Below are 25,482 nucleotides of genomic sequence, written 5' to 3'. Positions count from 1 at the left end.
GACGTCCACAAGAATTCCACATGAAGAAGCGCGTGCAATCCCAGCGGTTGCGCGCGCTTCTTCATTTAGCCACCTGGGCAGGATTTGGTTTATTTGCCCCAGGGACCCGGCCTTGAATGCGGATGGCGGCTCTTGCGGGGCAGGCGGGGAATGCGGCTGGGGCAATAGGTGTAATGGGTATCAGGATGATCGGGGCGACCATGGGTACGGTTCCAGAACACAGGGCCGCCGCGTTTCATCCACAGGGGCAGGCAGAGCGCCATGCCAACGACGAAACCGCCCGTATGCGCCCAATAGGCGACCCCGCCGGTGTTCGGATCCGCGCCAAGCCCGCCGATGAATTGCAGGGCCAGCCAGACCCCCAGCATGATGAAGGCGGGGATCGAAAAGACCCGGAAATAGATAATGAGCACCAGAAGGATATCCACCCGCGCCTTTGGAAACATCAGAAGGTAGCCCCCCATGACCCCGGCAATCGCACCAGATGCCCCGACCGTGGGCACGTTGGACATTGGGCCTGCCATCACGTGGATCAGTCCGGCACCAAGCCCTGCCAATAGGTAGAAACCCAGAAACGGCAGGTGGCCCATCTCGTCTTCGAGGTTGTCGCCGAATATCCAAAGGAACAGCATATTCCCGGCCAGATGCATGAAACTCGCGTGCAGGAACATCGAGGTGAACAAGCTGCTGAGATGGCGACCGTAGGAGAGTTCAGCCGGAACGATGCCGTAGGTATAGTAGAAGCCTGCCATCAGCCGGGGGCTGGTGTAGGTGGTCACGGCATATAGAAACACCGCGATATTCACTGCCATCAGCAGGTAGACGACATAGGGCGTGCGCCCGGATGGATTGTGATCACGCAGCGGAAACATGCGGGAACGCTGGGCCGGTTTCGGCCCAGCGTCAAGCGGTTATCGGGCAAAGCTGTTGCCGGATCTTGACCGTCAGGCGTTGCCGCCCAGCAGCGCGGCGTTGCCGCCGGCCGCAGTTGTATCGACACAGACGTGGCGCTCGGCCAGGACCCGGGCGCGGTCGGGCTGCCCGGGGATTAGTGGCACGATAGGGCCATCCCGTTTGGCCAGGGTCTCTTCGATCTGGCGACCGGTGTCCTCATCGCCCCACCACAGGACGCCAGCGATATCCTGAAGGCTCTCAAGCTGCTGCAGGTCCAGCATGCCGTTCGCCTGAATGGCGGTGCCGCCAAGCTGCATGACCGCTTTGGCCTGTGCGGCGGCAGCTTTGGCTCCCGGACCCATGCACAAAAGCGGCGGGCGGGCGGTGACGGTCAGCCGGTTGGATTCGCCGGTCGGCCCGGGCAGAGAGGTGGTGACCGGCGCCGTAGCCGTCCCGAGTGCGCCGGGCAGTTGGGAGGCGGCGCCTGACCAAGTCTCCGCGCTGCTTTGAGGATCCGGTGCACAGAAGCGCGACAGGTAGAAGGGGCCACCCGCCTTGGGACCGGTGCCGGACAGGCCTTCGCCTCCAAAGGGCTGGCTGCCGACAATGGCGCCGATCTGGTTGCGGTTGACGTAGATATTGCCTACGTGGATCCGGTCGCAGACATGCTGCACCCTGTCATCGATCCGGGTGTGCAGGCCAAAGGTCAGCCCATAGCCGGTGCCGTTGATCTCGGCGATCACCCGGTCCAGATCCCGCGATTTGAAACGCGCCACATGCAGCACCGGACCAAAGATCTCCTGCTCCAGCGCGGCGATGCCGGGCACTTCGATCAGGGTCGGTGCCACAAAGGTGCCGCCCTGCGGTGTCTGCATCTCTTTTACCACCCGGCCTTCGGCGCGCGCGGCGTCGATATGGGCCAGAATGCCCGCCCGTGCGGTTGCGTCGATGACCGGGCCGCTGTCGGTGGACAGATGCCAGGGGTCGCCAAGGGTCAGCGTGTCCATCGCGCCTTTCAGCATCTTCAGGAAATCATCCGCGATGTCTTCCTGCACATAGAGGCAGCGCAGCGCACTGCAGCGCTGGCCTGCGGATTGAAAGGCGCTTTCGAGGATCGATTGCACGGCCTGTTCCGGCAGCGCAGTGGAATCCACGATCATTGCGTTCAGCCCGCCGGTTTCAGCAATCAACGGCGCGCCGGGTTTCAGGTTTGCCGCCATGGCGCGGCGGATACGCAGGGCTGTTGCGGTTGAGCCGGTAAAGGCCACGCCGCCAACGCGCGGGTCCGAGGTTAGGGCCGCACCAACGCGCGAGCCGGGACCGGGCACCAGTTGCAGGGCGGACCGCGGAACGCCTGCCTCATGCAGCAGCTGCACGGCGCGCTGAGCGATCAGCGGCGTCTGCTCGGCCGGTTTGGCCAGCACGGCATTGCCAGCCGCCAGCGCGGCAGAGACCTGCCCCGAGAAGATCGCCAGCGGGAAGTTCCAGGGCGAAATGCAGGTGAAGATCCCGGCTGGCGCAGCATCCGGAATGCGGGCGGCATAGTAGCGCAGGAAGTCCACCGCTTCGCGCAGCTCGGCGACGGCATCGGGGATCGACTTGCCCGCCTCCCGCGCCAGCAGCGCAAAGAGTTCGCCATAGTTTGCCTCGTACAGATCCGCTGCCTTGTTGAGCGCTGCCGCCCGTTCTGCGGCAGGGGCGTCCCAGGGCTGGGCGGAGGACAGCGCCGTTTCGATATCCGCTGCGCTGGATGGGGTGAGCTGTCCCACTGGCGTCAGATCCGAGGGGTTGGTCACATCCTCGGCGGCATCCGGTGTGGCTGTGCTTGCCAGCAGGGGACCTGCCTGCCATTGGTGATCACGCCAGGGCGCGCGGGCGGCTTCGATGGCAGCCAGTGTCGGCGCGTGGCCCAGATCGAACCCCATGGAGTTGCTGCGCTCGGGCGCAAACATCTCGGGGCCGGTGGGGATGCTGCGGCTGACATCGGCAACCGCATCGAAGGGATCGGCGGCCACCACCTCGGGCGGGACGTTCTCATCGACGATCTGGTTCACAAAAGAGCTGTTGGCACCGTTTTCCAGCAGACGCCGCACCAGATAGGCCAGCAGATCACGGTGCGCCCCAACGGGGGCGTAGATCCGGCAGTTGGTGCCGTTCTGCTCCTTGACCATCTGGTGCAGGGTTTCGCCCATGCCGTGCAGGCGCTGGAATTCGTAGACACTGCTGTCGCTGGCCATATGCAGGATGGCGCTGACCGTATGGGCGTTGTGGGTGGCAAATTGCGGATAGATGCGGTCGGTCATGCCCAGCAGTTTGCGGGCATTGGCGATATAGGACACATCGGTCAGGGATTTGTTGGTGTAGACCGGGAAGCCGTCGATGCCTTCGACCTGGGCGCGCTTGATCTCGGTGTCCCAATAGGCGCCTTTGACCAGCCGCACCATAAACCGGCGGTCGTATTTTTCGGCCATCTGGTAAAGCGCATCAATCGCCAGCCCGGTGCGCGGCCCATAGGCCTGCACCACGACGCCAAAACCGTCCCAGCCTGCCAGCGCCGGATCCGACACCACCGCTTCGATCACCTCCAGCGACAGCGACAGGCGGTCGGCCTCTTCTGCATCGACGTTCAGCCCCATACCTGCGGCCTTGGCCAGCAGCGCCAGCGCCTTCAGCCGCGGCACCAGTTGCAGCATCACTCGGGCTTCCTGCGCCAGTTCATAACGCGGGTGCAGCGCCGAGAGTTTCACGGAAATGCCGGGGTTCTTGCGGATGTCATCGCTGCCGCAGGCCACGGCAATGGCAGAAATCGCCTTTGAATAGGACAGGTGATAGCGGGAGGCGTCCGCTTCGGTGCGCGCGGCTTCGCCCAGCATGTCGTAAGAATAGGTGTAGCCCTTGGCCTCCATTCCGGCGGCGCGCTTCATCGCGCTTTCGATGCTTTCGCCCAGAACGAACTGGCGGCCCATTTCCTTCATCGCGCGGCCCACGGCGGTGCGGATCACCGGCTCACCCAGACGTTTGACGGCGCCGCGCAACGCGCGCACTGGGCTTGGCTTGGCCTCATCCAGAACCTTGCCGGTCAGCATCAGGGCCCAGGTCGAGGCATTGACCAGCGAGGAGGAGGAGTGACCGAGGTGTTTGCCCCAGTCAGACGGCGCGATCTTGTCTTCGATCAGGGCATCGATGGTGTCGGCATCCGGCACCCGCAGCAGCGCCTCGGCCAGACACATGAGGGCGATCCCTTCGTCGGTCGACAGACCGTATTCCGCCAGAAACACCTCCATCAGCCCAGGTGCCGAATGGCCGCGGATATCCCGTACCAGGGCGGCCGCATTGGCGCAGATTGCCGCGCGTTCGGCAGCGGGCAGGGCAGCGGTGGCGATCAGCTGGTCGCGCATGGCGTCCTGATCGACATAGGTGCCTGCATCGATGCGATAACGCAGTTGTTCCTGCTGTGTGTCGGGGCTCTGGGGGGCGGGGGCGTGTGTCATGCAGAAGGCTCCAGTATGTTCCGCAAAAAGTCTGATGCCCAGAATACAGCAAATATTGCGGGACATTCGCCTGATTGTGGGGGATACTCAGGTCAATTGCCGCAAATTTGCGCAGTAGGAGGGTCAAATGAACTATAGCGATCTTGATAGATATGACCGCGCGATTCTGCATGTGCTGGGCGAGGATGGTCGGATTTCGGTCGCGGATCTGGCCCGTCGCATTGGTCTGTCGAAATCGCCGACCCAGACCCGCCTGAAACGGCTGGAGGCCGAAGGCATCATTACCGGCTACCGGGCCTTGCTGGATCCGATCCGGCTGGGGCTTGATCACGTCGCCTTTGTCGAGGTCAAGCTGGAAGACACCCGCGAGGCGGCGCTGGCGAAATTCAACGCCGCCGTGGCGCGGATCCCGGAGATTGAGCAGGTGCACCTGATGGCCTCGCATTTCGACTATCTTCTGAAGGTGCGCACCCATTCGATGTCGGCTTATCGCGCGGTGCTGGGAGAGAAGATTTCCTCGCTGCCGCATGTTGCCTCGACTTCGACCTATGTGGCGATGCAGGCGGTCAAGGAAGACGGCGCCCTCGCTCAGCTTTAGGTGGTGTGCAGGGGGTGCTGTTGCGCGCGTTGGGATGGACAGCCCCCGGAAATTCCCCCATCTTGCATTCAACAGCGGGCAGGCCGGGCCGCCTCGCTCGGTAAGAAATTGAGGCAGCATTACATGAGCAAGTATCCCAAAATCTGGCTTTTGCGCCACGGGCAGACCGAATGGAACGCCGAGCGCCGCGTTCAGGGGCAGTTGGAGTCCCGTCTCAGCCCGCTGTGGCTGGAACATGCGCAGCGTCAGGCCGAATTGATGCAGCCCATCCTGAGTGCGGAAAACCCGCCGTGCTATGTCTCGCCTCTGGGCCGCGCGCAGCAGACCGCAGAGATCGCTCTGGCAGGTCGCGCATTTACCACCGACGCCCGTCTGGCCGAAGTTCACGCCGGTGATTTTCAGGGCCACCGGCTGGTGGATCTGGAGCAGGACTACCCGGATATCTTTGCGCGGAACACCACGCCGCTGGATATGTTCTGCGCGGCGCCCGGCGGTGAGGGGTACGAGCGCTTCCAAGCGCGGACACTGGATTTCCTGCAAACGCTCAGTGCGCCTTCGGTCGTGGTGGCGCATGGTCTTCTGGGGCAGGTGATGCGCGGAATCATATGCGGATTGGACAGATCGGAGCAGGCAAAATTGTCGAATGGACAGGGCTGTGTCTATGTTCTGGAGCAGGGCCGGGAAACGGTTTTACGCTGAGCGAATTTTTGTGACAAAAAACGCGAGGAAGCTCTTGCGCTGCAACGGGGATTTCTCTAAATCCCGCTTCATCGGGTGATTAGCTCAGTTGGTAGAGCGCTTCGTTTACACCGAAGATGTCGGGAGTTCGAGTCTCTCATCACCCACCATTCCCTCCCCGATGATCAATTAAATCAATGCGTGAGTGTCCCAATTTTGGGGGCAGTTTTGCTGCGTGGGACACCTACCAGTCCATACTGGCTAGTTTAGCAACCGCATCAGCGGCCAGTCGTCGGCGTTCTACGTCTTTTGTGTAGATCTCTGACGTGGCTGCTTGGGAGTGCCCATGCACCGCCATGATCTGATGTTGCGTGGCGCCTTCCAGCGCCAATAGGTGGCCAGCCGCTTTTCGAATGCCGTGTGGGCTTCGGTCCGGCAGGTCGGCTTCTCTGCACCAAGTCTTGAACCGGTTCCTGAAGCTGTCACTTGAGGAAAAAGGCGTGCCGTGTGAGCTGAGCAGGTAGCACCCATCCACATGAGTGACGTTCTGCGCAGCGATAGCTTTGGCCAGTGGGGGCATGATCGGGATTTCCACATACGTGGACCCCTTCTTTCGTGGTTGCCATCCAAGCCAATGGATACCGTTGCTGGTGGATTCGTTGTTTCGTCCGATCCAGATTGCATCAGAGACGCGGCAGGCGGTGAACATAAAGACGGTCAGTGCCAGATGAGCCATCGTCCCAAAGGGATGGCGCTCGCGGAATTTTTTCAGATCATCGACTGTCCAGGGGGTGGCGCCGCCTGCTGATCTGTATGTGGTGCTGATCCCCTTGGCCGGGTTGGGGCGAACATATCCGCGCTCATCGGCGAACTTGTACATCGCGCGTAGGGCACCGATTGTGTTCTTTCGGGCGCCGGGCTTCTCGATCAGGGTGTCAAGGAACTCGACAATCACCTCCTGCGGGACGCCAGCGTCGTACTCGCGCAATAGCGCGCCATCAACTTCGTGGTCCAGGAAGCGCCCGAGTACATGCTGACGCTGTTTAATAGTTGCTGCCTTGATTTCCCCTGCGGTTTCCATGGCTTCCATGTGCTCCAGGAAAAGCAGCCACAGCCATTCTGTTGACTTCTGTACTGCCATGTCCGCCGGACGCGCTGGAGGCTCGTATAGCACTCCGGCGCGGGCAGCGTGGTAGGCTTCCATGAAGTGCGGGCTGTCCAATCCGACCTTGAGGGTGATCCGACGCCTTTTGTCTCTTGCTACACGCACTCGCATTCGGGAATTGCCCGATGGCATCGCTTCGCAGATCAGCCCTGGCAGTTCTATCTTGACCATTGTCGGGGACCTTTTTCGGTTTTCTTCGTCTGCCTAGGTACCGGCAGGGGTTCCACATCTACCATGACTAGGGTGCCGTCTGGACGAACGGCAACGGTCTTGCCGCATTCCTTGGCTACACCTGCAAAGCGTCGAAGGTCAGCTTTGGTAAATAGAGCTGGTCGATTTGCCATGGTTCAAAGTCTCCTGCCGTTCATACTGCGGCCTCATTTTCTACAGCCCAGCCGCCCCATTGGTCGGCCATGGCAACGGCGATTCCGGGAAAAGTCTTGCTGCGCAGTTTCCAGCGGTCAGGACCGGGGCTGGCGCGGTGGATCGCAGACCATTTCTTGTGTTCTTCGGTGGCCTTCTCGGGCGGTGTCAGCTTGTCTGTTGGGACCAGAGGGGGCAGGCCGCGCAGATAGAGACCGGTTGCCTTGAACGCCTTTTCACCGAACCACCAGGGCTGCACATGTTGGGCTGCGGGTTGATAGTTGTGGATCCGCTCCTTGGCATGACGATGCATCACCGGATTTTCCACGGCGACGCGCGGCACCGGCGCATTCCAGCAGGCTGAGAACAGTGCAGCGCCCTCGTCAAGCTCCGCCCACATGTCATCCAGGCTGCGCCCCTTGGGCGGCTTGCTGAGCCAGCGCACTCCACTGTTGCAGAGCCGGGTGCAAGGCGGGTGCATGACGGTCAGCAGATCCCACCCCATGCTCAACACTTCACGGATATCGCATTGCATGTGCCGGTTGCTGGCGTCATCGGATGGCAGCAGGTCGCACGACCAGGCGTCATGCCCGCGATCCAGAAAGGCGCGGCGCACTACTCCAGAGGTTTCGCATCCAACCAGAACCCGCAATGGCTCGTGAGTGATCGTTCGGATTTTCATGCCCTCACATCCCCAGCGCTTCTTTATACATCTGAAGAACTGCTTCCTCAGCGGCGATGTCGTCCTTGTCCCGTTTGCGCAGGAGGATCACTTTGCGCATGACCTTCGTGTCGTAGCCGCGGGATTTGGCCTCGGCCATGACCTCCTTCTGTTGGGCGACAATATCGGTTCTTTCCGCGTCCAGACGTTCCCAGCGTCCAACGAAGCTACGCAGCTCTGCAGCAGTGACACGGTAGGTATTGTCGGCGGCCTGATCGAATGTGGGATCTGGTTTCATCGGTGGCTTGCCCTGTTTCCGGCGTTGCGCTTCATGTGCCTGCTTCAGGCCGCGTGCGGTAGGATCTGTCGCTTCGGTCATAGGGGAGCCTGCCCGTTGTAGGGACAATCCGGGCGGTCATCTGTTGCGCGGCGGGACGGGTCGGCCCGAAGGCTTTGCCCGGCTGCATGTAGCCATGCGCGAATAGCATCGGTCCGGCTGACGCCATGCGCGGTCATACCGTGCAAAGAGGCCCACCAGCGGCTTGCATCATAGTCCCAGCAGCAGTCCTCATGTGGTGGGGTCAGGGTGCCGCCTGCCTTCCTGAATAGGGCGGCGCGCATGAATAGTGGCGTATTCGCCAGCTGCTGCATGTCGGAATAGATTTCCTGTCGGGTCGATGATGCGGCTTTTCGCATTGGGGCCTCGTCGAAGATGCGCGGGCGACTTGATTTGGAGGATTGCGCCGCCCGCGCTGATCCGCGCCTTCGGGGACCGGGCGCGAAAACTCTGTTGATCAGCGGCGCAGGCAATCCTCCAGCCCGCGCCGCTTATTTGGTTGTGTCAGTGGGAGGGCGCGGGTGGGCCGCGCTGAGTTGCCTGTGTCGTTCGATGTTTGCCGTGAGTGGCAGCAGGAGGAGCGACAGACCGGGCCGGGTCAGGCCACATGGCGGCGGCGGATCGGCAGGCTTTTAGCCTCGATCACAGCGCGGGCTTTTTGGCCCGCGCGGGCCAGGATCTGCTCTGTCGGTTCCGGCGCGGGGCCGGGCCGGTCCACAAGATGCTGGGGGTGCAGGCGAGCGGGATCAAACCCCTGGCCGCGCCCGGCTTTCATGGCCGCCCATGCCGCAGCGAACTGGTCAGGGTCGTCAATGTAGTCTGCCGGGGATCCCACGATCCGGCGGGCGTCCCGCAGCACGGTGTTCTTAAAATCTTGCATTCAATCCTCCATCGGTTGATGGATGTATTTATAATTCACAAAAAGTGGATATTGCAATAATAAAATCACAAAAAGTGGATTTTCGAGCAGAGGGGCGCATCGGGGCAGGAAAATACTGGTGCTAGCGGGGTCTCAGAAGACCGATTGACCAGCATGTGTTGGAAGTTCTACTTCTGGATCAAAAACGAGAACAAAATGAGAACACTTTGCGGGCGAAGAGCGTATGAAGGCAGTAGACAAGAGATTGGACAGGATGATTGAAATCGCAGACGAGCTAGGCGTTCCCTTGGATCACGTCGTGAAACACATAGGCAGGTGCAATCAGAGCACCTTTGAAGCGGTCTCTGAAAGGCCGTCTCTTCTCCCACGGTATATGAAGTCTAGCGTCACGCCGTAGGTCTCACAGAGCTTTTCGGCGTTTTCTACGGGAATGCGCCGGAGCCCTTTTTCCCAGTTGTTGACCTGAGTCGCATTGAACCCGTGCTTGGTCGCCCATTCCTTTTGGTTCGCGTCGGGAGCGAACGCTTTGCGAATGGCGACCAGGCGATCAGCGATCTCGGGATAGGTTTTGTTGGCGATGTTCATGGGTTCTTTGGATCACATTTTGTGAATTCTAGGCAAACCACAAAATGTGGACTTGTGATAATCCACAAAACGTGGATATTGCCAGCATGATGAATGTCACCCAGATAGCCGATGTGATCGGCCGAAAAGAAATCGCCGACACTGTCAGCGTTCGACCAACAGCCGTAAGCAACGCCATCGCGCGGGGTGCTTTCCCTGCGTCTTGGTACTTGAGCATAAGGGTTTTGTGCGAGGCACGGGGCCTGAAATGCGAAACAGCTTGGTTTGCGATGGTTCAGCCGTCCTCGGGTAGGGGGGCTGCCGCATGAGCCGCCCGCGTCTAACCCTGATTGTGAGCAATGATGTGCCATGTGAGCAGCCTGGCACGTCTTTTGATGCAGCGTCTTGGTCAAATCGGTTTGACCCTTATGCGCTTAAATCCACCGCGGCGGACCTGTGGTCTGCCTATTTCCGCGAACGCTTCAACAGCCCGCGCGAGGTGGCACTGTTTTGTGATGTGAGCTTCCAGACTGCGCTGAACTGGTGGGGCGCGGTTACGGCCCCCACCAGTCACATCGCGCTGTTGGTGATGCTGACGGACCCCGGCGCGCCGGGCTTTTTCCATGATGAGATGAGGAGGGCCGCAGCATGAATGTGCGGATTGAACGGATCGCCTATCAGATCTGGTGGCTGACCCGCGAGGCCGGTGGCGATTGCGCGCTGGCTGATCTGGCTGCCTTTACCGGCGCTAGCGCGGAGACCTGCCGCAACATCTGCATGCACCGAGGTTGGGGGCACCGCTATCGTCGCCAGGCGGTAGCGGGCCGATGGCGCCCGGCAGAGATGCGGCCTTATCAGTCGGGCCGGGCGCAGGATCTGACGGAGGTTTTCGTATGAGCACCGCGCCAAACTTTCTGCGTCCGGTCGATGCCGGGGACCTGCCGGATTATCCGATCTCGTCGCAGGACCGGCTGGACAGCCACTTCTTCATCCAGTGGAACCTGAAACGCTGGCGGCGCAGCGAGTTCCGCCAACTGGCGGAGCCGGAGGTCGGCTGGATCGGGTTCAACCTGTTCTGCGTCTCCCATGAGGAAACCCCTGTGGGCACATTGCCCACGGATGAACGGCTGCTGGCGAATGCGGCGGAGATCTCGGTCGATCGCTGGCGGCAGCTGTGTAATCGGGAGATCACGCCGCTGCACAACTGGTCGCTGGTGCGCTGTGACAATGGCGAGGTCCGCTATGCCCATAAGGTGGTGACGGAAGTTGCCATCGAGGCGCTGAAATCCCGCCGGGCCAATCTGGCGGATAAGGAACAGCGCCGTGTGAACAAGCGGCTGAAGGATCTGCGCGACATGATCGAGGTGCGGATCGGGGCAGGGCAGTTGCTGCGGGCGCCGGACTTCCTGGAGCGCTTCCACGGCTGGCTGGAAGAGACCTATCCGGATGTGCAGCGCCGCGAGGCCTTCATCCGCAAGGCGCTGGATGAATTCCAGCTGCAGGGACAGGTGCCGGGGCGGGGCTGAGCGGTTCTGTAACCACCTGTGACTTTCCGTGACGGTTACGGAACATCACGGAACAATCACTGAAAATCACGGAACTGCCCCGGAAAATCACGGACGTTCCCGGGATTGATACCGTTCTCTCCTTTTTTTGCGCGGTTTCCGTCACCGCTGAAAGGAGAAGAAACGAAAAGAAATGAAACGAGACTGACGGAACGCGCACCGCAGCGGGCAGGGCCAGAGTGGCCACCGCGTGGCTGCGGCGATGTCGGAACAGGCTTAGAAAGGAGACAGAGGCGATGGATGCGAAAGAGCAGGCAGCGGGAGAAAAGCGGGTGCAGGACATCCTGATTGCGCCGCTGGAGGCATTGGGGCTGGCGCGGCCGTCAACGGCTACCCTTGCCAAGTTTGAAGTCATGAAGAAGGAGCTGCGCCAGAAGCTTGCCTATATGAGCGAAGACGGGCTGACGGATCTCAGGGAGTGGATCGAGGCGCACCCTGAAGGCAAGAACAAGGACCGGTTTCCGATTGCGCTGAAGATCCTGGCCAAGGCGCGGGAAAAGGAAGCGCCGGATACCGGACCATCGCCGCTGATGCTGAATGTGTTCCGCGATGAGCTGGGCCTCAGGGCGATCCGGCAGGGCTGGGCACCGGAGCTCCTGGAGTTCATCACCGCCGGGCGGGAATGGCCGGGTCGGTGGAGCCAGACCAAGATCCGGGAAAGCGCGGACAATCCGGTACGACGTCTGGAGGATATCGAGATGCGCCTGGGCCGGGGTGATGCCATCAGCGCGGCTGAAGACCGGTTCCGGCTGCAGCGCCGGGCTGCGCTGCGAAGGTGCCAGGACATTGCGGATCAGGCCCGCCGAAAGGGGGCAGCATGAACATGGCGGTTCTTGAGCGACCGGTTCTGGGTAGCGCCCGGGGTGCGGCGCTGACCGGGGTTCGGGCCCCGCGCACTGGCAGGCTGGCGGTTGGGGTTCTGGACCTGATCGAATGGGCGTTCCAGCGGGAGAAGGTCGGGCTCGACTTTGACGAGATCGAACTGGAAACCGGCGCGCGCCCTGGGATCGGGATGGAATACCTGATGATGCAGCAGGCACAGCTCGGATGCCGGGTGCAGGGCGGCGGGACATCACCGCGCCACCATGATGCGGATATGGTGGCGGCGTCACTGGCCTGCCTGCCCGAGATCTATGGCGGGCGACGGATGGCGGTGCAGATTGCAGAGCTGGCCCGGGTTGGTGAGCGACCGGATTGCCTGATGGATGCAGAGCAGCGCTGTGCGCCGCTGGATTGGCGAGGCACGAAACACGGGCGGTTTGCAGCGGTGGAGGTTTGCCGGGTGCCGGGGCTGCGCTGGCCTGCGGATCAGCTGGGCAAGCGGGCGGATGGGTCCTGGTGCCCTGTTGGCTACAGCGTGACGGGACGGGAGATTGCAGCGGCCCGGCGCCGGTATCTCAGCTGGTACGGGGCGCTCCTGCACTTGCGGCACATCTTCCAGGCGGCCTGCCACCTGACGTCCTTTGTCGTGACGGAGGCGATGCCGCCACGAACGCCGTGGCAAAGGGGTTGACGCGGATCTCAATCTGTTGACATAAAGCACCTGTCTGAATTGCGCCCGAAGCAGAGATCCTGCTCCGGGCGTTTTTGCGTTTGGGAACTGTGCTTTTGTCTAACCTAAAGGATAGTTTCTCTCTCTTTTTGATGAGCATTTGTCCTTTGGCGGCGGAGCTTTCATTGGGAAAGTCTGATAGACGGTCTGCAGATCAAGAGGAACGAACCATGAGCGATACCGCACCTGCAGAAACAATCATCCGGACTGTGTGTTCGTCGTCTGGGCGCGGCTGGGGGACCCGAAGCACGAGCCAGAGCGACGCATACGCCAGCGGCGGGTTCAGACCGTTGCAAATCATGAAGAGCAGTCAACGCGATGTCTGTGTTAACAGCAGCCTGCCGGACTTTGCCGCAAGCTGACTGACGGGAAACCTGACCAGATTGATCCAGCGCCCACGGGAAACCGTCGGGCGCTTTTGCGTTTGGGGGAGAGCTTATGCCGAAGAAACCCTGTGCGCAGGGCGGGTGCTCCCGCCTGGTTGAGGTCGGGACGATCTATTGCAAGACCCATGAGCGGGCCGAGAAGCAGAACCGGGACCGGCCATCAGAGGCACGGCGGCGGTCAGAGCGGCCGAGCCGAAAATGGTATGCAAGCAAGGGCTGGCGGGGCAAAGGCGGGCGGCGGCTGACGCAGCTGGACGCGGAACCTTTGTGCCGGATGTGCCCGGACCATTCAAAACAGCTGGCGACGGTGGCGGACCATGTGGTGCCGCACCGGGATGATTATGGGCTGTTCTGGTTCGGGGCGCTGCAGTCGCTCTGCAAGTCTTGTCATGACAGCAAGAAACAGCGGGCCGAACGGCGCGCAGGTAGGGTGGGGGGCCTTGGAAAGTCCGGGGCCTTTTGATGTGAAACCGGCGGGGGTAATCGGATTTTTCCGCGCACAAATTTAGAGGGGGGGGTATGCAGAACAGTGGAACGGACATTGATAAACTGGTGCGCCTTCTGGGTGGCTGGCCACCTCACTTTGATGATGTGGAAAAGGCGCATGGCGAAAGCCTGCTGCGATATCTGAAGCGGGACGGGCTGGTGGATGAGCCGGTGTTTGGCCAGGTGGTGCGCTATGCGGTGCACCGGGCGGCGTTTGACCGGCTGTCGGTGCTGATCGTGGATGAGGGGTTTGAGGCCATGGAAGGCAACTTCCTGTCTGGCCTGAGCCAGCAGCGCGCCTTTCATGAAAACCGCCTGGCGGCGCTGGAAAAGGAACTCTTGGGCACGCCTTACGTGCGGGCCAAGAATGGCCAGGCAACCCAGACCTCCTTCATGGATCTGCTGGGAGATCCTGCGCCGTCCGGCGGTGGCAAGGTGACGCCCTTCAAGCCGCTGACGCGCAAGGCGGGGCGCGGGTAGGCAATGAAAGACAACCTGGTGGAGATGCCGGTCACGCAAAGGGCGTTTGACTGGGTGGATGGGGTTTTGTCTGGCGCCATCCCCAGCGGCAAGCGGATCATTCAGGCCTGCCAGCGGTTCAGGACGGATCTGAGCCGGGCGGGCATGGATGTCTTTCCTTATGTGTTCGATGCAGAAGCTTCTGAGCACATGTGCGCCTTCATGGAAACGCTGCCTCATATCGAGGGGGCCTGGGCGGCGCGGGGCGAGACCATCGAGCTGCTGGGATGGCAGGCGTTCCTCATCAGCCAGATCGGCGGCTGGCGGCACATGGTCAGCGGGTTGCGCCGGTTCCGGACGGCCTATGTAGAGGTGCCGAGAAAGAACGGCAAATCGACGCTGCTGGCCGGGGTCGGGCTCTACTTCCTCGGCGCGGATGGCGAGCCAGGGGCCAAGGTCTATTCGGCGGCGGCCTCGACCCACCAGGCGCGGATCGTGTTTGACGCGGCGCGGGTGATGGCGCTGACGGGCGAGTTCGAGGGCACCGGCCTTGATGAGCTCCTCGGGCTTACGATCGAGGAGCACAAGATCAAGACGCCGGATCCGGCGGCGGTGTTCCAGCCGATCGCGAGCCAGACCAAATCGAAGGACGGAAAGAACCCGCATTGCGCCATCGTCGACGAGCTCCACGAGCATGAAAAACGCGATGTCTGGGATTCGATGGCCTCGGCTCTGGGGGCGCGGGAGCACCCGCTGCTGATCGCGATCACCACGGCGGGCTATAACACGGCCGGGATCTGCTACGAGCAGCGCAAGTATGTGCAGAGCCTTCTGGACGGGGCGCGGGCCAATGAGCGCTACCTGGGGCTGATCTTTGAAGCCGATGAGGGCGATGAGCCGGGCGATCCGGCGACCTGGGAGAAGGCGAACCCCAGCCTCTATTCGGCCAAGTCGCTGGAATACATGCAGGACGAATGGGAGAAGGCCACGGCCAGCCCGGCGGCGATGGGGGAATTCCTGCGCAAGCACCTGGATATCTGGACCAGTGTCGGGGCCGCGGCGCTGGATATGGATGCCTGGCGCGCCAGCGAGGATCCCGGGCTGCGGCTTGCGGATTTTGCCGGGTGCAAGGCTTATCTCGGCGTGGATCTGGCGACGCGGCGCGATCCGGCCAGCGTGACGCTGGTGATCCCCGATGAGAGCGATCCGGCCAAGGGGCCGCTCAAGGTCTTCAGCTGGCACTTCCTGCCGGAGAAGCTGGTCGAGGCGCCGGGCAATGAGCACCTCTGGGGCTGGGCAAAGGATGGCTTCATCCGCACGACGCCGGGAGCCGAGCTGGATCTGCGCATCGTGGAGGCGCTGGTTCTGCAGCTGGCGGGTCTCGGGGATGACAGCTGGGGCTGGGGGCACCTGCCTGCGCTTGATATCGAAATGGTGATTTATGATGCGCTCTTTGCAGCGCAGATGGCGGCGGCCTGGGAGGCTGCGGGCATGACGGCGGTGGAGCTGCGCTCGCGCGCTTCGAACCTCAATGAACCCTTCAACAAGCTGATCGCGGCTGTGGATGATCACCGGCTGATCAATGACGGCAATCCGGTTCTGACCTGGATGGCCGGCAACACGCTGCTGAAGCAGGTGCAGGGGGGCGACTACATCTATCCGGCCAAGCTGGTGCCGGAGGACAAGATCGACGGGATTGTTGCTCTGATCAACGCGCTCTGGCCGCTGAGCCAGGTGCCGGAAGACACGGGCAATGATGACCGGCGGAACAGTTTTTTCCAGGCACTTGGCATGCCGCAGGGAGCGTAACAAATGGGTCTGATCAGCAAGGCGCTGTCCTCTGTCGGGTTGCAGCTGAAATCCGAAAGCAGCGTGAAATGGTTCGACGGCCGCGCGCAAGGCGGGGGCGGTGAAGGCCATGTGGGCAATGCGGGTGAGGTGGTGAGCGCGCGTTCCAGCCTGAGCCTCTCGGCGGTCTGGGGCTGCGCCAACCTGATCAGCGGCACGCTGTCGTCCTTGCCCTTCGAGGTGCAGCGCAGCGATGGCGATGGCTTCACGGAAACGGATCCGGGCCATCCGCTGCATGCGGTGATCCATGAAAGCCCGAACTTTGACCAGACGGCGCTGGACTTCTGGGACTTCATGAACCTGTCGATCGAGCTCTGGGGCAATGCCTATGCTTCGGTGCAGCGCCGGGACGGAAAGATCGTGGCGCTTTACCCGGTGCATCCGGAGGCAATGTCGGTGCGGCGGCTTGGGAGCGGGCGGATTGAATACCGCTGGAGCGATGGCGGCAAATCCTTCGTGCGGCTGGACCGGGATGTGTTCCATATCCGCGGGCCGGGCGGCAATGCGCTCGGGGGCATGTCGACGCTGCGCTTCGGGGTGCAGGCGTTCTCTTCGGCACTGGCGGCGGACCGGGCGGCGGCGGGCATGTTCCGCAACGGGCTGCGTCCATCAGCACTGATCAAGTTCAAGGAATGGCTGAGCGCACCGGAGCGGGAGGCGGCGGAGAAGATCGTCGAAAAGTATCTGGGGGCTGTGAACTCAGGCAAGCCGTTCATTGCCGAAGGCGGCATGGAATATGACCATCTGAGCATATCGCCGGAAGATGCGCAGATGCTGGAAACCCGGCAGTTCTCGGTCGAGGAGATCTGCCGCTACTTCCAGGTGCCGCCTGCGCTCATCGGTCATGCGGGGGCTTCGACGGCCTGGCCGACCAGCGTGGATCAGCAGGTTCTGATGTTCACCAAGTTCTACCTGCGCCGCCGGGTGAAACGGATTGAGCAGGCGGTGAGGAAACAGCTGCTGACCCCGGCGGACCGTGCGGCGGGTGTGAGCGTGCGGATCAACATGGAGGGGCTGATGCGCGGGGACAGTGCCAGCCGGGCGGCCTTCTATCAGATCATGGTTCAGATCGGCGCAATGACGATCAACGAGGTGCGCAAGCTGGAGGGGCGGCGGCCTGTGACGGGCGGCGATGAGGTGCGGATGCAGATGCAGAACATTCCGATCACGGAGACAGGAGAGGGCTGATGGTGGTGGAGACGAAGGATATGGCGGTTGATCTGACGGCCGCCGCGGACAGTGGCGCGATTGAAGGCTATGCCAGCCTCTTCGGGATCGAGGACCAGGGCGGCGATATCGTGGCGCCGGGCGCCTATGCCGCCAGCCTTGCAAAGCTGACGCAGGATGGGCGCCGGGTGAAGATGCTCTGGCAGCATGATCCGGCGCAGCCGATCGGGGTCTGGGATGAGGCGCGCGAAGACGAGCGCGGGCTCTGGGTGAAAGGGCGGATCCTGACCGAAGTGGCCAAGGGCCGCGAGGCGCAGGCGCTGATCAAGGCGGGATCGATTGACGGGTTGTCGATCGGCTACCGGACGGTGAAGGCGCAAAAGCAGAGCGGCGGGCAGCGGCTCTTGCAGGAGCTGGAGCTCTGGGAGGTCTCGCTTGTGACTTTCCCGATGCTGCCTGAAGCGCGGGTGGCGGCGAAATCTGATGTGCCCGCGCAGGTATTGGACAAGCTCCGGGCCGGGGACCGGCTGACGGAGCGGGAGTTTGAACGCATGGCCAAGGGAATTGGTCTTTCAAACTCGCAGGCGGAGCGTGCCGCGCGCATCCACCTGAAGGGGCAGGGGGAGCCTGCCACAGCGGAGAGTGAAGCTGCGGAGTTCTATTCCGCGATGCTGGGTTCCTGACCCGCAGATAACCCTACAATTTACAGGAGGTTCCCCATGTCGGGAGAGACCAAGACCGCTGCAGAGCTGGCAGCGGAAACCAAAGCTGCGTTCGATCGTCAGTTCGACGCGGTGAAAGCCATTGCCGAGGATGCCCTGGGCAAGGCGCAGGCTGGTGAAGAGCTGGGCCGGTCGGTCAAGGAAAAGGCCGATGAGGCCCTGGTGGAAATGAACGGCCTCAAATCCACGCTGACCGAGCTCGAGCAGAAGCTGGACCGCGATGGCGGTGCGGCTGGACCTGAGCACAAAAGCGTGGGGCAGCAGTTCGTCGAGAGTGATGAGTTCAAGTCCTTCGGGGAAGATGGGTTTGGCCGCAATTCCAAGGCGCGGATGGAGCTGAAGGCTTCGCTGACGCTGGCGACCACGGATACCGATGGGGCGGTGGGGGCCGGGGTTGGCGCAACGCGCCTTCCGGGGATCCAGGAGATGCCGCAGCGGCGGATGACGGTGCGCGATCTGCTGTCGCCGGGCCGGATGGATGGCAACACGCTGGAATATGTGCAGGAGACCGGGTTCAACAACAACGCCGCGCCTGTTTCCGAAGGGGGCCCGAAGCCGGGATCGGACATCAAGCTCACTGAGAAATCCACCGGGGCCAAGGTGATCGCGCATCACATGAAGGTGTCGCGTCAGGCGCTGAGCGATGTCTCGCAGCTGCGCTCGATGATTGACCAGCGCCTGCTCTATGGTCTGGACTTCAAGGAAGAGGTGCAGATCCTGAACGGCGATGGCACCGGGCAGAACCTGCATGGGATCATCCCCAATGCGACGGCCTATGCGCCTGCCTTTGCGGTCGGGGCGGAAACAGTGATCGACAAGCTGCGGCTTGCGATGCTGCAGGCGGCGCTGGCGGAATACCCGGCCACGGGTCATGTGCTGAACCCGATCGACTGGGCGCGGATTGAGCTCACCAAGAACGCCAACGAGGATTACATCATCGGCAATCCGCAGGGCAGTGCGCAGCCAATGCTGTGGCGCCTGCCGGTGGTTCAGACGCAGGCGATCACAGTGGACAAGTTCCTGACCGGGGCCTTCCGCATGGGTGGCCAGGTCTTTGACCGCTGGGATGCCTCTGTCGAGACCGGTTATGAAAACGATGACTTCACCCGGAACATGGTGACGATCCTGGCCGAGGAGCGCCTGGCGCTGGCGATCTATCGCCCGGAGGCCTTCATCTACGGGGATCTTGGCTTTGTTGTCTGATCCGGAGTGATCTGAGCCATCAGGGGCGCGCAGTTTTGCGCGCCCTTTTCTTTTGAAAGAACGGGAGAAAGCCCATGAAATACATCGTCAAACGTCCGCATCAGGGCGACCAGTGGTACAATGAGGGGGACGCGCGGGAGGCGGATCCGCGCGATGTTGCGCATCTGATGGCGCGCGGCGTGCTTGTTCTGCCCGAAGAGGGAGAAGCCGCAGAGGCGCTTGAGGATCCGGAGGGCAGCAAGGCCAGCCCGGTTCCTGAGGTCAAGGCCTCCGAGCCTGCTGAAACCAAAGGGCAGGAGTAGGCCGCGATGTGGCTGGAGCGGCTCTCTGGTGGCAATGCGGCGCTGATCACGCTTGCGGATGCAAAGGACAAGCTGCGGATCCTCACGCCTGAAGGAGAAGATCCGGAGCTTGATGCGGAGATCACCCGGGCCATTGCTGCGGCTTCAACGCATCTGGATGTGGACGGCGATGGCTTTGGTGGCCTCGGCTTTCCTCTCGTGTCGCAGCAATGGGTGCGCAAGGGAGCAGGGTTCACGGGCGATCTGCTGCGCCTGCCGTTTGCGCGGATCCACTCGGTGGATGCGGTGCGCTGCCTGCAGGAGGACGGATCCAGCCTGACCGTGCCGCCTGAGGATTACATCCTTGCCGGATCCGGCCGCGCCCGGCGCATAGACCTGCTGCCCGGGAAATCCTGGCCCTCCCATGCGGCGCGCCCCGATGCGGTTGAGATCGTGTTCACTACGGGCTTTGCCACCGCTGAGGCGGTGCCAGAGGATATCCGGGCGGCGGCGCGTGAGTTGGTGAAGCTCTATTATGATCACCCGCTGGCAGATGCGGCTCTGGGTGTGCCGGAGCAGGTGCAGCGCGGGGTGGACCGGTTGACCCGCCGCTACCGGGCCTTTGCAGGATGAAGGCCGGAGCGGCGCCGCGCCTGGACCGGCGGATCGTGATCCTTGAGGCGCGCTTTGCGGAGAATGAGGCTGGGGAAGAGGTTGCCACCGGATGGGCGGAATATGCCGAGGGGCGGGCGCAATACACGCCGGTCTCTGATGGCGAGCGCATGCGGGCGGCATCCGTGGAGCAAAAGACGGATGCGCGGTTTGTTGTCCGCTGGTCGACCAAGCTGGCGGCGGTCAGTGGCGAGAACCGGATCCGGTTTGACGGGGCGGACTGGCAGATCACCGGGGTGAAGGAGCTCGGCCGGGGGCTCTGGATCGAGATTACCGCATGGAGGATCCGGTAACTGGAAGCGGGGGATTGCGGCACAAAGCGTGCAGCCCGTGGTTCGAAACGAGATAGGGATAGTGCCACGGGCTGCAGCTTCTTCGGTCCGTTACTCATCGTACAACGTCCGGATTGCTCAGAGATTAATGGAATGAGCGTTTGAGAGGATTTTTGATGAGACAGAGATCGCTGACATCTCATCGAATAGGCGTCGGGGGAGTTTGCGTGGGGCAGGGCAAGGGACGTGCAGCCCGCGGCGTTGAGCAAGAGGGGTCAAGCCCACCGCGGGCTGCTGCTTCGTTGGAAGCACCTATCCTCAGCTCTCTGATGGTTAACGCGCGGTTAATGAATTGCACGTTTTGCATGTATTTATTGAGGCAAGGATCTCTGACATGTCAGTCAAGATGAAGATTGAAGGCGCCGGTGACATCGAGCGGGCGCTGGGGCAGCTCGCGCGGGGCACGGCCAAGGGCGTGCAGCGGCGGGCGATGAAGAAGGCGCTGCAGCCGGTTGCGACGATGGCCGATGCGTTGTCGCCCTTCACGGTGAAGGTCACCAGCAAGCTGACCGCCCGGCAGGCGCGGGAGGCGCGCGGGGACCGGGGGCGCAGCAAGGTGGTGCTTTATGTGGGGCCGGTGCAGCCGGATGACAGCGACGCACCACACGGGCACCTTTACGAGTTCGGCACAGGGGCGAGGGTACAGGCCAGCACCGGCAGATTTGTCGGGGCGATGCCTGCGCGTCCCTTCATGCGGCCCGCCTGGGATGCCAACAAGGCCCAGATGCTGGAGACCCTGAAGCGCGAGACCTGGGCCGAGATCGAAAAGACCGTGGAGCGGGCGCGGCGCAAGGCGGCGCGGGCAGGCACATGAGCATGGAAGGCGAGCTGAAGGATCTCCTGAAAACGCTCGGGCATCCGGTGGTCTGGGGCGTCTTTAACCGGGACGTGGGCTTTCCCCGCATCAGCCTGCAGCGGATCAGCAACCTGTCGGCCTATTCCCAGACCGGGCGCGGCAATGTGGAGACCGCGCGGGTGCAGGTGAACATCCATGCCCGCGCTTATGGCGAGATTATCCCACTCGCTCGGCTGGTCTCGCAGACCCTTACTGACTATCGCGGCGGGTCTGTGATCCGCTGCAAAGAGATATCCCGCCGGGATGGGACGACCCCCTCCGGCGGCGATGTGATCCGGCTTCAGATGCTGGACATTCAGGTGCGCTACCGCGCCTGACCTCTGGCCGGGTGACCGGCTCAATCAACAAATGATGGAAGGAAGAAGCCAATGGCAGAGAATGTCATTCCGGGCGATCTCGTTGACATGGAATGGTCCGTCGACGGGGTGGACGGGAACTTTGCGGTGATCAAGGGCTGCAAGACGATCGGGATCCCGGAGGTTGACCAGGAATACCGGGACCGGACCTCGCTGGACAGCCCGGGCCGGTTCAAGGAATGGGGCCTTGGCCTCAAGGATGGCGGCGAGATCACCCTCAACTGCTTTTACTCGACCGAGCTTTACAAGCAGGCGGCGGCCTATAACGCCGCCGGAAAGCCGGTGTTCTTCCGGGCGACGCTGCCGCCGGGCGAGGGACAGAGCACGGGCGATCTCTTCGCCTACAAGGCCTTTGTGGTTCCGACGATCCCCACCACCGACCAGGACGGCGATCTGATGACAGATCTCAAGCTGCGCACCACCGGCGCGGTTGACTGGGTAGAAGGGACGGCAGCGGTATGATCAATCACGCGAAGATGAAGGTGGGTAAGACCACCCACAAGCTGAAGTTCTCGACCGCTGCGCTGATGCGGATGGAAGCGGAAAATGACGGCCAGCCATTTGACGTGCTGCTGGATCGTCTGATCACCGGCAAGGGCGGTGCCTCCCTGGTGATCTCGGCGCTGGCTGCTGGTCTCAATGATGGCAAGGGGGTGGAGCGCGAAAAGGCCGTCGCCCTGGTCGATGCGGTTGGCGGGATACGCAAGGCGGTGCCCTTTGTCGGTGAGGCCATCGCGGCCGCTTTCCCTGCCGAGGCAGATCCGGACGCTGATCCCGATGAGGACGCAGAGGGAAACAGCGTGGGAAACGGGCAGGCCGCAGGGGCGTAGACTGGCAGGCGCTCTATCGGTCGTGGTGCAGGCTGGGTCTGCACCACGATGATTTTGGCGCGGTCACCCTGCGGGAATACGATCAGATCACCCGGGCGGTGATCGATGGCAAGAACGACCAGGTCCAGGCGCGGCGGGTGCTGCAGCAGGAGCTGGCGGTTCTGATCAGCCATGCATTCCACAGCCCAAAAACCATCCCCGACTTCACCAAGGCCGGGAATGAGACATCCAGCAAGAACAAGCGGGACAAGAAGAGCGATGCGCAGGCTGTTGAGCAGCTGCGCGCCTCGCTGATGAGCCTGCACTTCCACAATCAGAGAGGGGCATGAGATGGCCGCGATTATCGGCGCTCTACGGGGCGTTCTGTCCATGGATTCGGCTGCCTTTGAAAGCGGCGCCAAGCGGGCGCAGTCCACCATGGGCAAGACCGAGCGGCGCATGCTGCGGATGGGCGCCAATATGGAGAAGGCCGGGCGGCGGATGTCGCTGGGCCTGACCCTGCCGCTGGCGGGCGCCGCTGCGGTGGCGGTCAAATCCAGCCTGCAGATGGTGGATGCGCAGGCCAAGATGGCGCAATCCCTCGGGACCACTGTCAAATCCATGCAGGTGCTGGATCGGGCAGCGGATCTGTCGGGCGTGTCGATCGGGGAAGTACAGCAGGCAACCATCCAGCTGACCAAGCGGCTGAGCCAGGCGGCGGGCGGATCTGGCGCCGCGGCCAAGGCGCTGAAACGGCTGCATCTGAACGCCTCTGACCTGCAGCGCCTGCCGCTGGATGAGCGTCTGGCCCGGATCCAGGGGGCACTGGCGGAGTATGTGCCGCAGGCAGAGCGCGCGGCGGTGGCCTCGGATCTCTTTGGCAGCCGAGCCGGTCTGATCTTCACCCGCATCGACAGCGCCACCCTGAAACTCGCCGCAGAGGATGTGAGCCGCTTTGGTGTGGCGATCTCCGAAGTGGATGCGGACCGGCTGGAGACGGCCAATGATGCGATGTCGCGGATGGGGCTGGCCGGGCGGGGTCTGGCCAACCAACTGACCATCGCGCTGGTGCCTGCGATGCAGACGGTGAGCGATGGCGCGGCCTCGGTTGCGGAATGGTTCAATGGGCTCGGCGAGGGCACCAAGCGGGTGATTGCGCTTGGCACGGCGGGGGCGGCGGCGCTGGGGCCTCTGGCGGTGGGGCTGGGCCTCACTCTCAAGCTGACCGCGCCGCTGGGTGTAGCCATGGCGGGGATGATCTCCACCGTGGCGCTGGCGCCAGTGCGGTTCCTTGCGGCTGCAAAGTCTGCGGTGGCGCTGGAAATGGCGCTCGGGGCAACCACGACCCGGGCGGCGCTTGGCAGTGTTGCCATCAAGGGCCTGTCGCGGGGGCTGGTGCTCTTGCGCGGTGCGGTGATCACCACCGGGATCGGAGCGCTGGTCGTGGGCGCGGGGTACCTGGCGATGAAGTTCCACAAGCTGGTTACCGCGACCGGTGGCTGGGGCATGGCATTGCAGGCGCTTGGGGATCTGGCCTCGGGCGTCTGGCTGGGGATCAAAACCAGTGCCAGATCGATCGGCCCGGCGCTTGGTGCCGTCTGGGAGACCGTCAAGGCAGGCTTTCTGCGCATGATGGGCACGATCTCGGAAAACTGGTCCGCCTTCCTGTCGGGGCTGGCGGTTCGGGTGAAGAGCATCCCGGGCATGTCGGGGGCCTTTGATGCGCTGAATGAAGCCTCTGGCCGGGCCTTTGAGGGCGTTGCGAGGTACGATGCGCTGGCGGTGCGGGCTGCAAACAGCAGCGCGACACTGAAGAAAGAGGCCAAGGGGTTGGTGCGCGAGGGCTGGGCTAAGGCGACGGCTGCGCTCAAAACCCTGACGCTGCAGATGGACAGCGCCAATGCGGAACTGGATGCGGGCGATGACAGCGCCGATGCGTTGAAGAACAGCCTCGAGGATCTGAACGATACGCTGGATGATGGATCGGGTGGCGGCACCAAGGACAAGCTGGATAAGACCAGGAAAAAGGCAAAGGACCTGTCCGAGGAGCTGAACGGGCCGCTGTCCTCTGCGGTCGATGGCGTTGCGCGCTCTTTCGGGGACTGGGTGGCGAATGGCCTGCGGGATTTTGAGGGCCTCTGGGATGGGATCAAACAGGCGGCAAAACGCGGGCTGGCGGATCTGGCGTCCTCCTTTGCGCAGAACACGCTGAGGATTGCACTGGGCCTGTCGGTGACGGGATCCGGCAACGCGGCCAGCGCAGGAACTGCCGTGCTGGGCGGTGGCGGCGGTGGCGTGAACCCGCTGGGGATCTTGAGCAATGTCGGCGGTCTGGTTGGCGGCGGCGGTATTGCCGCCGGGATCGGCTCTGGCCTTGGCGGTGTTCTGACTGGCGGCGGCCTTGGCTCCAGCTTTGCCAACCTCGGCGGGCTGGTCAGCGGCGCTTCCAGCGGCTGGGGCGCGCTTGGGGCGGCTCTGCCTGCAGCGGGCCTCGTGCTGGGTGGCATTGCGCTTCTGGCCAAGGGTCTCAGCCGCAAATACGCAGGCTCGGGGATCCGGGGGCGTTTTGGCGCCGATGGCTTTGAAGGCTCCTCGATCGACTTTTACAAGGGCGGCTTCCTGCGCTCCAACCGCACCGATTACAAACCGCTGGAGGCAGACTTCGAGGCGGCGCTGGATCAGAGCGTCACCGGGCTGACTGATGGTGTGAAGGATATGGCGGCCTCGCTGAACCTCGGCACCAAGGCGCTGGAGGGCTTTACCAGCGAAGGCTTCACGCTCTGGACCAATGGCAAGAGCCAGGAAAAGATCCAGGAAGAACTGCAGGCGCGCATTGAAGAGACCGGCGCGGAACTGGCCGAGCTGGTGCTGGGCACGGATGACTTCAGCCGCGCCGGGGAAACCGCGCTTGATACGCTGGGGCGCCTGTCGGGCAGCCTCACCGCGGTCAACGATGCGGCGGATCTCCTCGGCCATGGTCTTTTTGATGTTTCCCTGAAGGGCGGCGATGCGGCCTCGCAGCTGGTCGATCTCTTTGGCGGCGCTGAGGCCATGGCGGGATCTGTCTCGGCCTACTTCGGCGCCTTCTACTCCGAAGGCGAGCGCACGGAAGTGATCCTGCGGCGTCTGCGCGAAGAGTTCGGGGATCTGGGCGTGG

29 protein-coding genes, 1 tRNA gene and 1 pseudogene are annotated in these 25,482 nt (G+C 62.6%); 23 read left to right on the top strand and 8 right to left on the bottom strand.

What is annotated here, in order from left to right:
• Nucleotides 1-89 precede the first annotated feature (89 nt).
• Together SM763_RS02990 and putA are read right to left on the bottom strand one after the other, a co-directional pair.
• Nucleotides 90-872, bottom strand: a complete 783-nt coding sequence (locus SM763_RS02990) for a rhomboid family intramembrane serine protease (RefSeq protein WP_368997550.1) — start codon at nt 870-872, stop codon at nt 90-92.
• A 72-nt stretch (nt 873-944) separates the two neighbouring features.
• Nucleotides 945-4,385 carry a bifunctional proline dehydrogenase/L-glutamate gamma-semialdehyde dehydrogenase PutA gene (gene putA / locus SM763_RS02985; protein ID WP_347510130.1) on the bottom strand — a complete coding sequence of 1,147 codons (3,441 nt, stop codon included), beginning with the start codon at nt 4,383-4,385 and terminating at the stop codon, nt 945-947.
• Nucleotides 4,386-4,512: 127 nt separating this feature from the next.
• Here putA and SM763_RS02980 point away from each other — a divergent pair, with 127 nt between their 5' ends.
• The 3 genes from SM763_RS02980 (at nt 4,513) to SM763_RS02970 (ending at nt 5,831) form a co-directional block, all read left to right on the top strand.
• Complete coding sequence (locus SM763_RS02980) at nt 4,513-4,983, top strand: Lrp/AsnC family transcriptional regulator (protein WP_065270674.1); 471 nt, start codon at nt 4,513-4,515, stop codon at nt 4,981-4,983.
• A 123-nt stretch (nt 4,984-5,106) separates the two neighbouring features.
• Entirely contained in the window at nt 5,107-5,682 is a 576-nt protein-coding gene (locus SM763_RS02975) for a histidine phosphatase family protein (protein WP_368997548.1), read from the top strand.
• A 73-nt stretch (nt 5,683-5,755) separates the two neighbouring features.
• Nucleotides 5,756-5,831, top strand: a tRNA-Val gene (locus SM763_RS02970).
• Nucleotides 5,832-5,905: 74 nt separating this feature from the next.
• Here SM763_RS02970 and SM763_RS02965 read toward each other — a convergent pair.
• From SM763_RS02965 to SM763_RS02940, 6 genes are all read right to left on the bottom strand, one after another.
• On the bottom strand, nt 5,906-6,997 hold the full coding sequence (locus tag SM763_RS02965) for a tyrosine-type recombinase/integrase (RefSeq protein WP_368997546.1): 1,092 nt from the start codon (nt 6,995-6,997) through the stop codon (nt 5,906-5,908).
• Between the two features lie 193 nt (nt 6,998-7,190).
• Nucleotides 7,191-7,871: a hypothetical protein gene (locus tag SM763_RS02960; RefSeq protein ID WP_368997545.1), complete on the bottom strand. Its 681-nt coding sequence runs from the start codon at nt 7,869-7,871 to the stop codon at nt 7,191-7,193.
• Nucleotides 7,872-7,875: 4 nt separating this feature from the next.
• A complete protein-coding gene (locus SM763_RS02955) occupies nt 7,876-8,148 on the bottom strand; it encodes a DUF2312 domain-containing protein (RefSeq protein WP_368997834.1) in 273 nt (90 codons plus the stop codon).
• 77 nt (nt 8,149-8,225) lie between these two features.
• Nucleotides 8,226-8,546 (bottom strand): hypothetical protein, encoded by a 321-nt coding sequence (locus tag SM763_RS02950; protein WP_368997543.1) that lies wholly within the window; start codon nt 8,544-8,546, stop codon nt 8,226-8,228.
• A 239-nt stretch (nt 8,547-8,785) separates the two neighbouring features.
• Nucleotides 8,786-9,067 carry a hypothetical protein gene (locus SM763_RS02945; RefSeq protein WP_274832573.1) on the bottom strand — a complete coding sequence of 94 codons (282 nt, stop codon included), beginning with the start codon at nt 9,065-9,067 and terminating at the stop codon, nt 8,786-8,788.
• A gap of 321 nt (nt 9,068-9,388) precedes the next feature.
• Entirely contained in the window at nt 9,389-9,652 is a 264-nt protein-coding gene (locus SM763_RS02940; protein WP_065271008.1) for a helix-turn-helix domain-containing protein, read from the bottom strand.
• A 304-nt stretch (nt 9,653-9,956) separates the two neighbouring features.
• Here SM763_RS02940 and SM763_RS02935 point away from each other — a divergent pair, with 304 nt between their 5' ends.
• From SM763_RS02935 to SM763_RS02840, 20 genes and pseudogenes are all read left to right on the top strand, one after another.
• Nucleotides 9,957-10,283 (top strand): hypothetical protein, encoded by a 327-nt coding sequence (locus tag SM763_RS02935; RefSeq protein WP_368997542.1) that lies wholly within the window; start codon nt 9,957-9,959, stop codon nt 10,281-10,283.
• Entirely contained in the window at nt 10,280-10,528 is a 249-nt protein-coding gene (locus SM763_RS02930) for a hypothetical protein (protein WP_368997541.1), read from the top strand. The genes SM763_RS02935 and SM763_RS02930 overlap by 4 nt, the downstream gene beginning before the upstream one ends.
• Nucleotides 10,525-11,157, top strand: coding sequence for a hypothetical protein (locus SM763_RS02925; RefSeq protein WP_274840212.1), 633 nt, complete (start codon nt 10,525-10,527; stop codon nt 11,155-11,157). The genes SM763_RS02930 and SM763_RS02925 overlap by 4 nt, the downstream gene beginning before the upstream one ends.
• A 275-nt stretch (nt 11,158-11,432) precedes the next feature.
• The gene (locus SM763_RS02920) at nt 11,433-12,017 is read left to right on the top strand and encodes a hypothetical protein (protein ID WP_368997539.1); all 585 of its coding nucleotides are present in this window, start codon (nt 11,433-11,435) and stop codon (nt 12,015-12,017) included.
• A complete protein-coding gene (locus SM763_RS02915; RefSeq protein WP_368997538.1) occupies nt 12,014-12,709 on the top strand; it encodes a hypothetical protein in 696 nt (231 codons plus the stop codon). The genes SM763_RS02920 and SM763_RS02915 overlap by 4 nt, the downstream gene beginning before the upstream one ends.
• Before the next feature lie 477 nt (nt 12,710-13,186).
• On the top strand, nt 13,187-13,597 hold the full coding sequence (locus SM763_RS02910; RefSeq protein WP_368997537.1) for a DUF8602 domain-containing protein: 411 nt from the start codon (nt 13,187-13,189) through the stop codon (nt 13,595-13,597).
• Between the two features lie 56 nt (nt 13,598-13,653).
• Nucleotides 13,654-14,100 carry a hypothetical protein gene (locus SM763_RS02905; protein WP_368997536.1) on the top strand — a complete coding sequence of 149 codons (447 nt, stop codon included), beginning with the start codon at nt 13,654-13,656 and terminating at the stop codon, nt 14,098-14,100.
• A gap of 3 nt (nt 14,101-14,103) precedes the next feature.
• Nucleotides 14,104-15,888 (top strand): terminase large subunit, encoded by a 1,785-nt coding sequence (locus SM763_RS02900; protein WP_368997534.1) that lies wholly within the window; start codon nt 14,104-14,106, stop codon nt 15,886-15,888.
• A gap of 3 nt (nt 15,889-15,891) precedes the next feature.
• Nucleotides 15,892-17,115 carry a phage portal protein gene (locus SM763_RS02895; RefSeq protein ID WP_368997533.1) on the top strand — a complete coding sequence of 408 codons (1,224 nt, stop codon included), beginning with the start codon at nt 15,892-15,894 and terminating at the stop codon, nt 17,113-17,115.
• Nucleotides 17,115-17,597, top strand: a pseudogene (locus SM763_RS02890) (HK97 family phage prohead protease); the annotation flags it as partial. The gene SM763_RS02895 and the pseudogene SM763_RS02890, both read left to right, overlap by 1 nt.
• 216 nt (nt 17,598-17,813) lie before the next feature.
• Nucleotides 17,814-19,019: a phage major capsid protein gene (locus SM763_RS02885; RefSeq protein WP_368997529.1), complete on the top strand. Its 1,206-nt coding sequence runs from the start codon at nt 17,814-17,816 to the stop codon at nt 19,017-19,019.
• A gap of 74 nt (nt 19,020-19,093) precedes the next feature.
• The gene (locus SM763_RS02880) at nt 19,094-19,321 is read left to right on the top strand and encodes a hypothetical protein (protein ID WP_368997527.1); all 228 of its coding nucleotides are present in this window, start codon (nt 19,094-19,096) and stop codon (nt 19,319-19,321) included.
• A gap of 6 nt (nt 19,322-19,327) precedes the next feature.
• Complete coding sequence (locus SM763_RS02875) at nt 19,328-19,933, top strand: head-tail connector protein (RefSeq protein ID WP_368997525.1); 606 nt, start codon at nt 19,328-19,330, stop codon at nt 19,931-19,933.
• Nucleotides 19,930-20,265, top strand: coding sequence for a head-tail adaptor protein (locus SM763_RS02870; RefSeq protein ID WP_368997524.1), 336 nt, complete (start codon nt 19,930-19,932; stop codon nt 20,263-20,265). The genes SM763_RS02875 and SM763_RS02870 overlap by 4 nt, the downstream gene beginning before the upstream one ends.
• A 373-nt stretch (nt 20,266-20,638) precedes the next feature.
• Nucleotides 20,639-21,118 carry an HK97-gp10 family putative phage morphogenesis protein gene (locus tag SM763_RS02865; protein WP_368997522.1) on the top strand — a complete coding sequence of 160 codons (480 nt, stop codon included), beginning with the start codon at nt 20,639-20,641 and terminating at the stop codon, nt 21,116-21,118.
• Nucleotides 21,115-21,477 (top strand): tail completion protein gp17, encoded by a 363-nt coding sequence (gene gp17 / locus SM763_RS02860; RefSeq protein WP_368997521.1) that lies wholly within the window; start codon nt 21,115-21,117, stop codon nt 21,475-21,477. Before SM763_RS02865 ends, gp17 begins: the two co-directional genes overlap by 4 nt.
• A 51-nt stretch (nt 21,478-21,528) precedes the next feature.
• Nucleotides 21,529-21,978 carry a phage tail protein gene (locus tag SM763_RS02855; protein WP_368997520.1) on the top strand — a complete coding sequence of 150 codons (450 nt, stop codon included), beginning with the start codon at nt 21,529-21,531 and terminating at the stop codon, nt 21,976-21,978.
• Nucleotides 21,975-22,346: a GTA-gp10 family protein gene (locus SM763_RS02850; protein ID WP_368997518.1), complete on the top strand. Its 372-nt coding sequence runs from the start codon at nt 21,975-21,977 to the stop codon at nt 22,344-22,346. Before SM763_RS02855 ends, SM763_RS02850 begins: the two co-directional genes overlap by 4 nt.
• A gap of 98 nt (nt 22,347-22,444) precedes the next feature.
• Nucleotides 22,445-22,675 carry a hypothetical protein gene (locus SM763_RS02845; RefSeq protein ID WP_368997516.1) on the top strand — a complete coding sequence of 77 codons (231 nt, stop codon included), beginning with the start codon at nt 22,445-22,447 and terminating at the stop codon, nt 22,673-22,675.
• 1 nt (nt 22,676) lies between these two features.
• Nucleotides 22,677-25,482: phage tail tape measure protein (locus tag SM763_RS02840; protein ID WP_490363260.1), on the top strand; the 2,806-nt coding region annotated here is incomplete at its 3' end.

This window comes from Pseudophaeobacter sp. C1-32P7, assembly GCF_041008775.1.
GTDB lineage: Bacteria > Pseudomonadota > Alphaproteobacteria > Rhodobacterales > Rhodobacteraceae > Phycobacter > Phycobacter gallaeciensis_A.
This window is presented reverse-complemented; position numbering and strand designations above follow the sequence as displayed.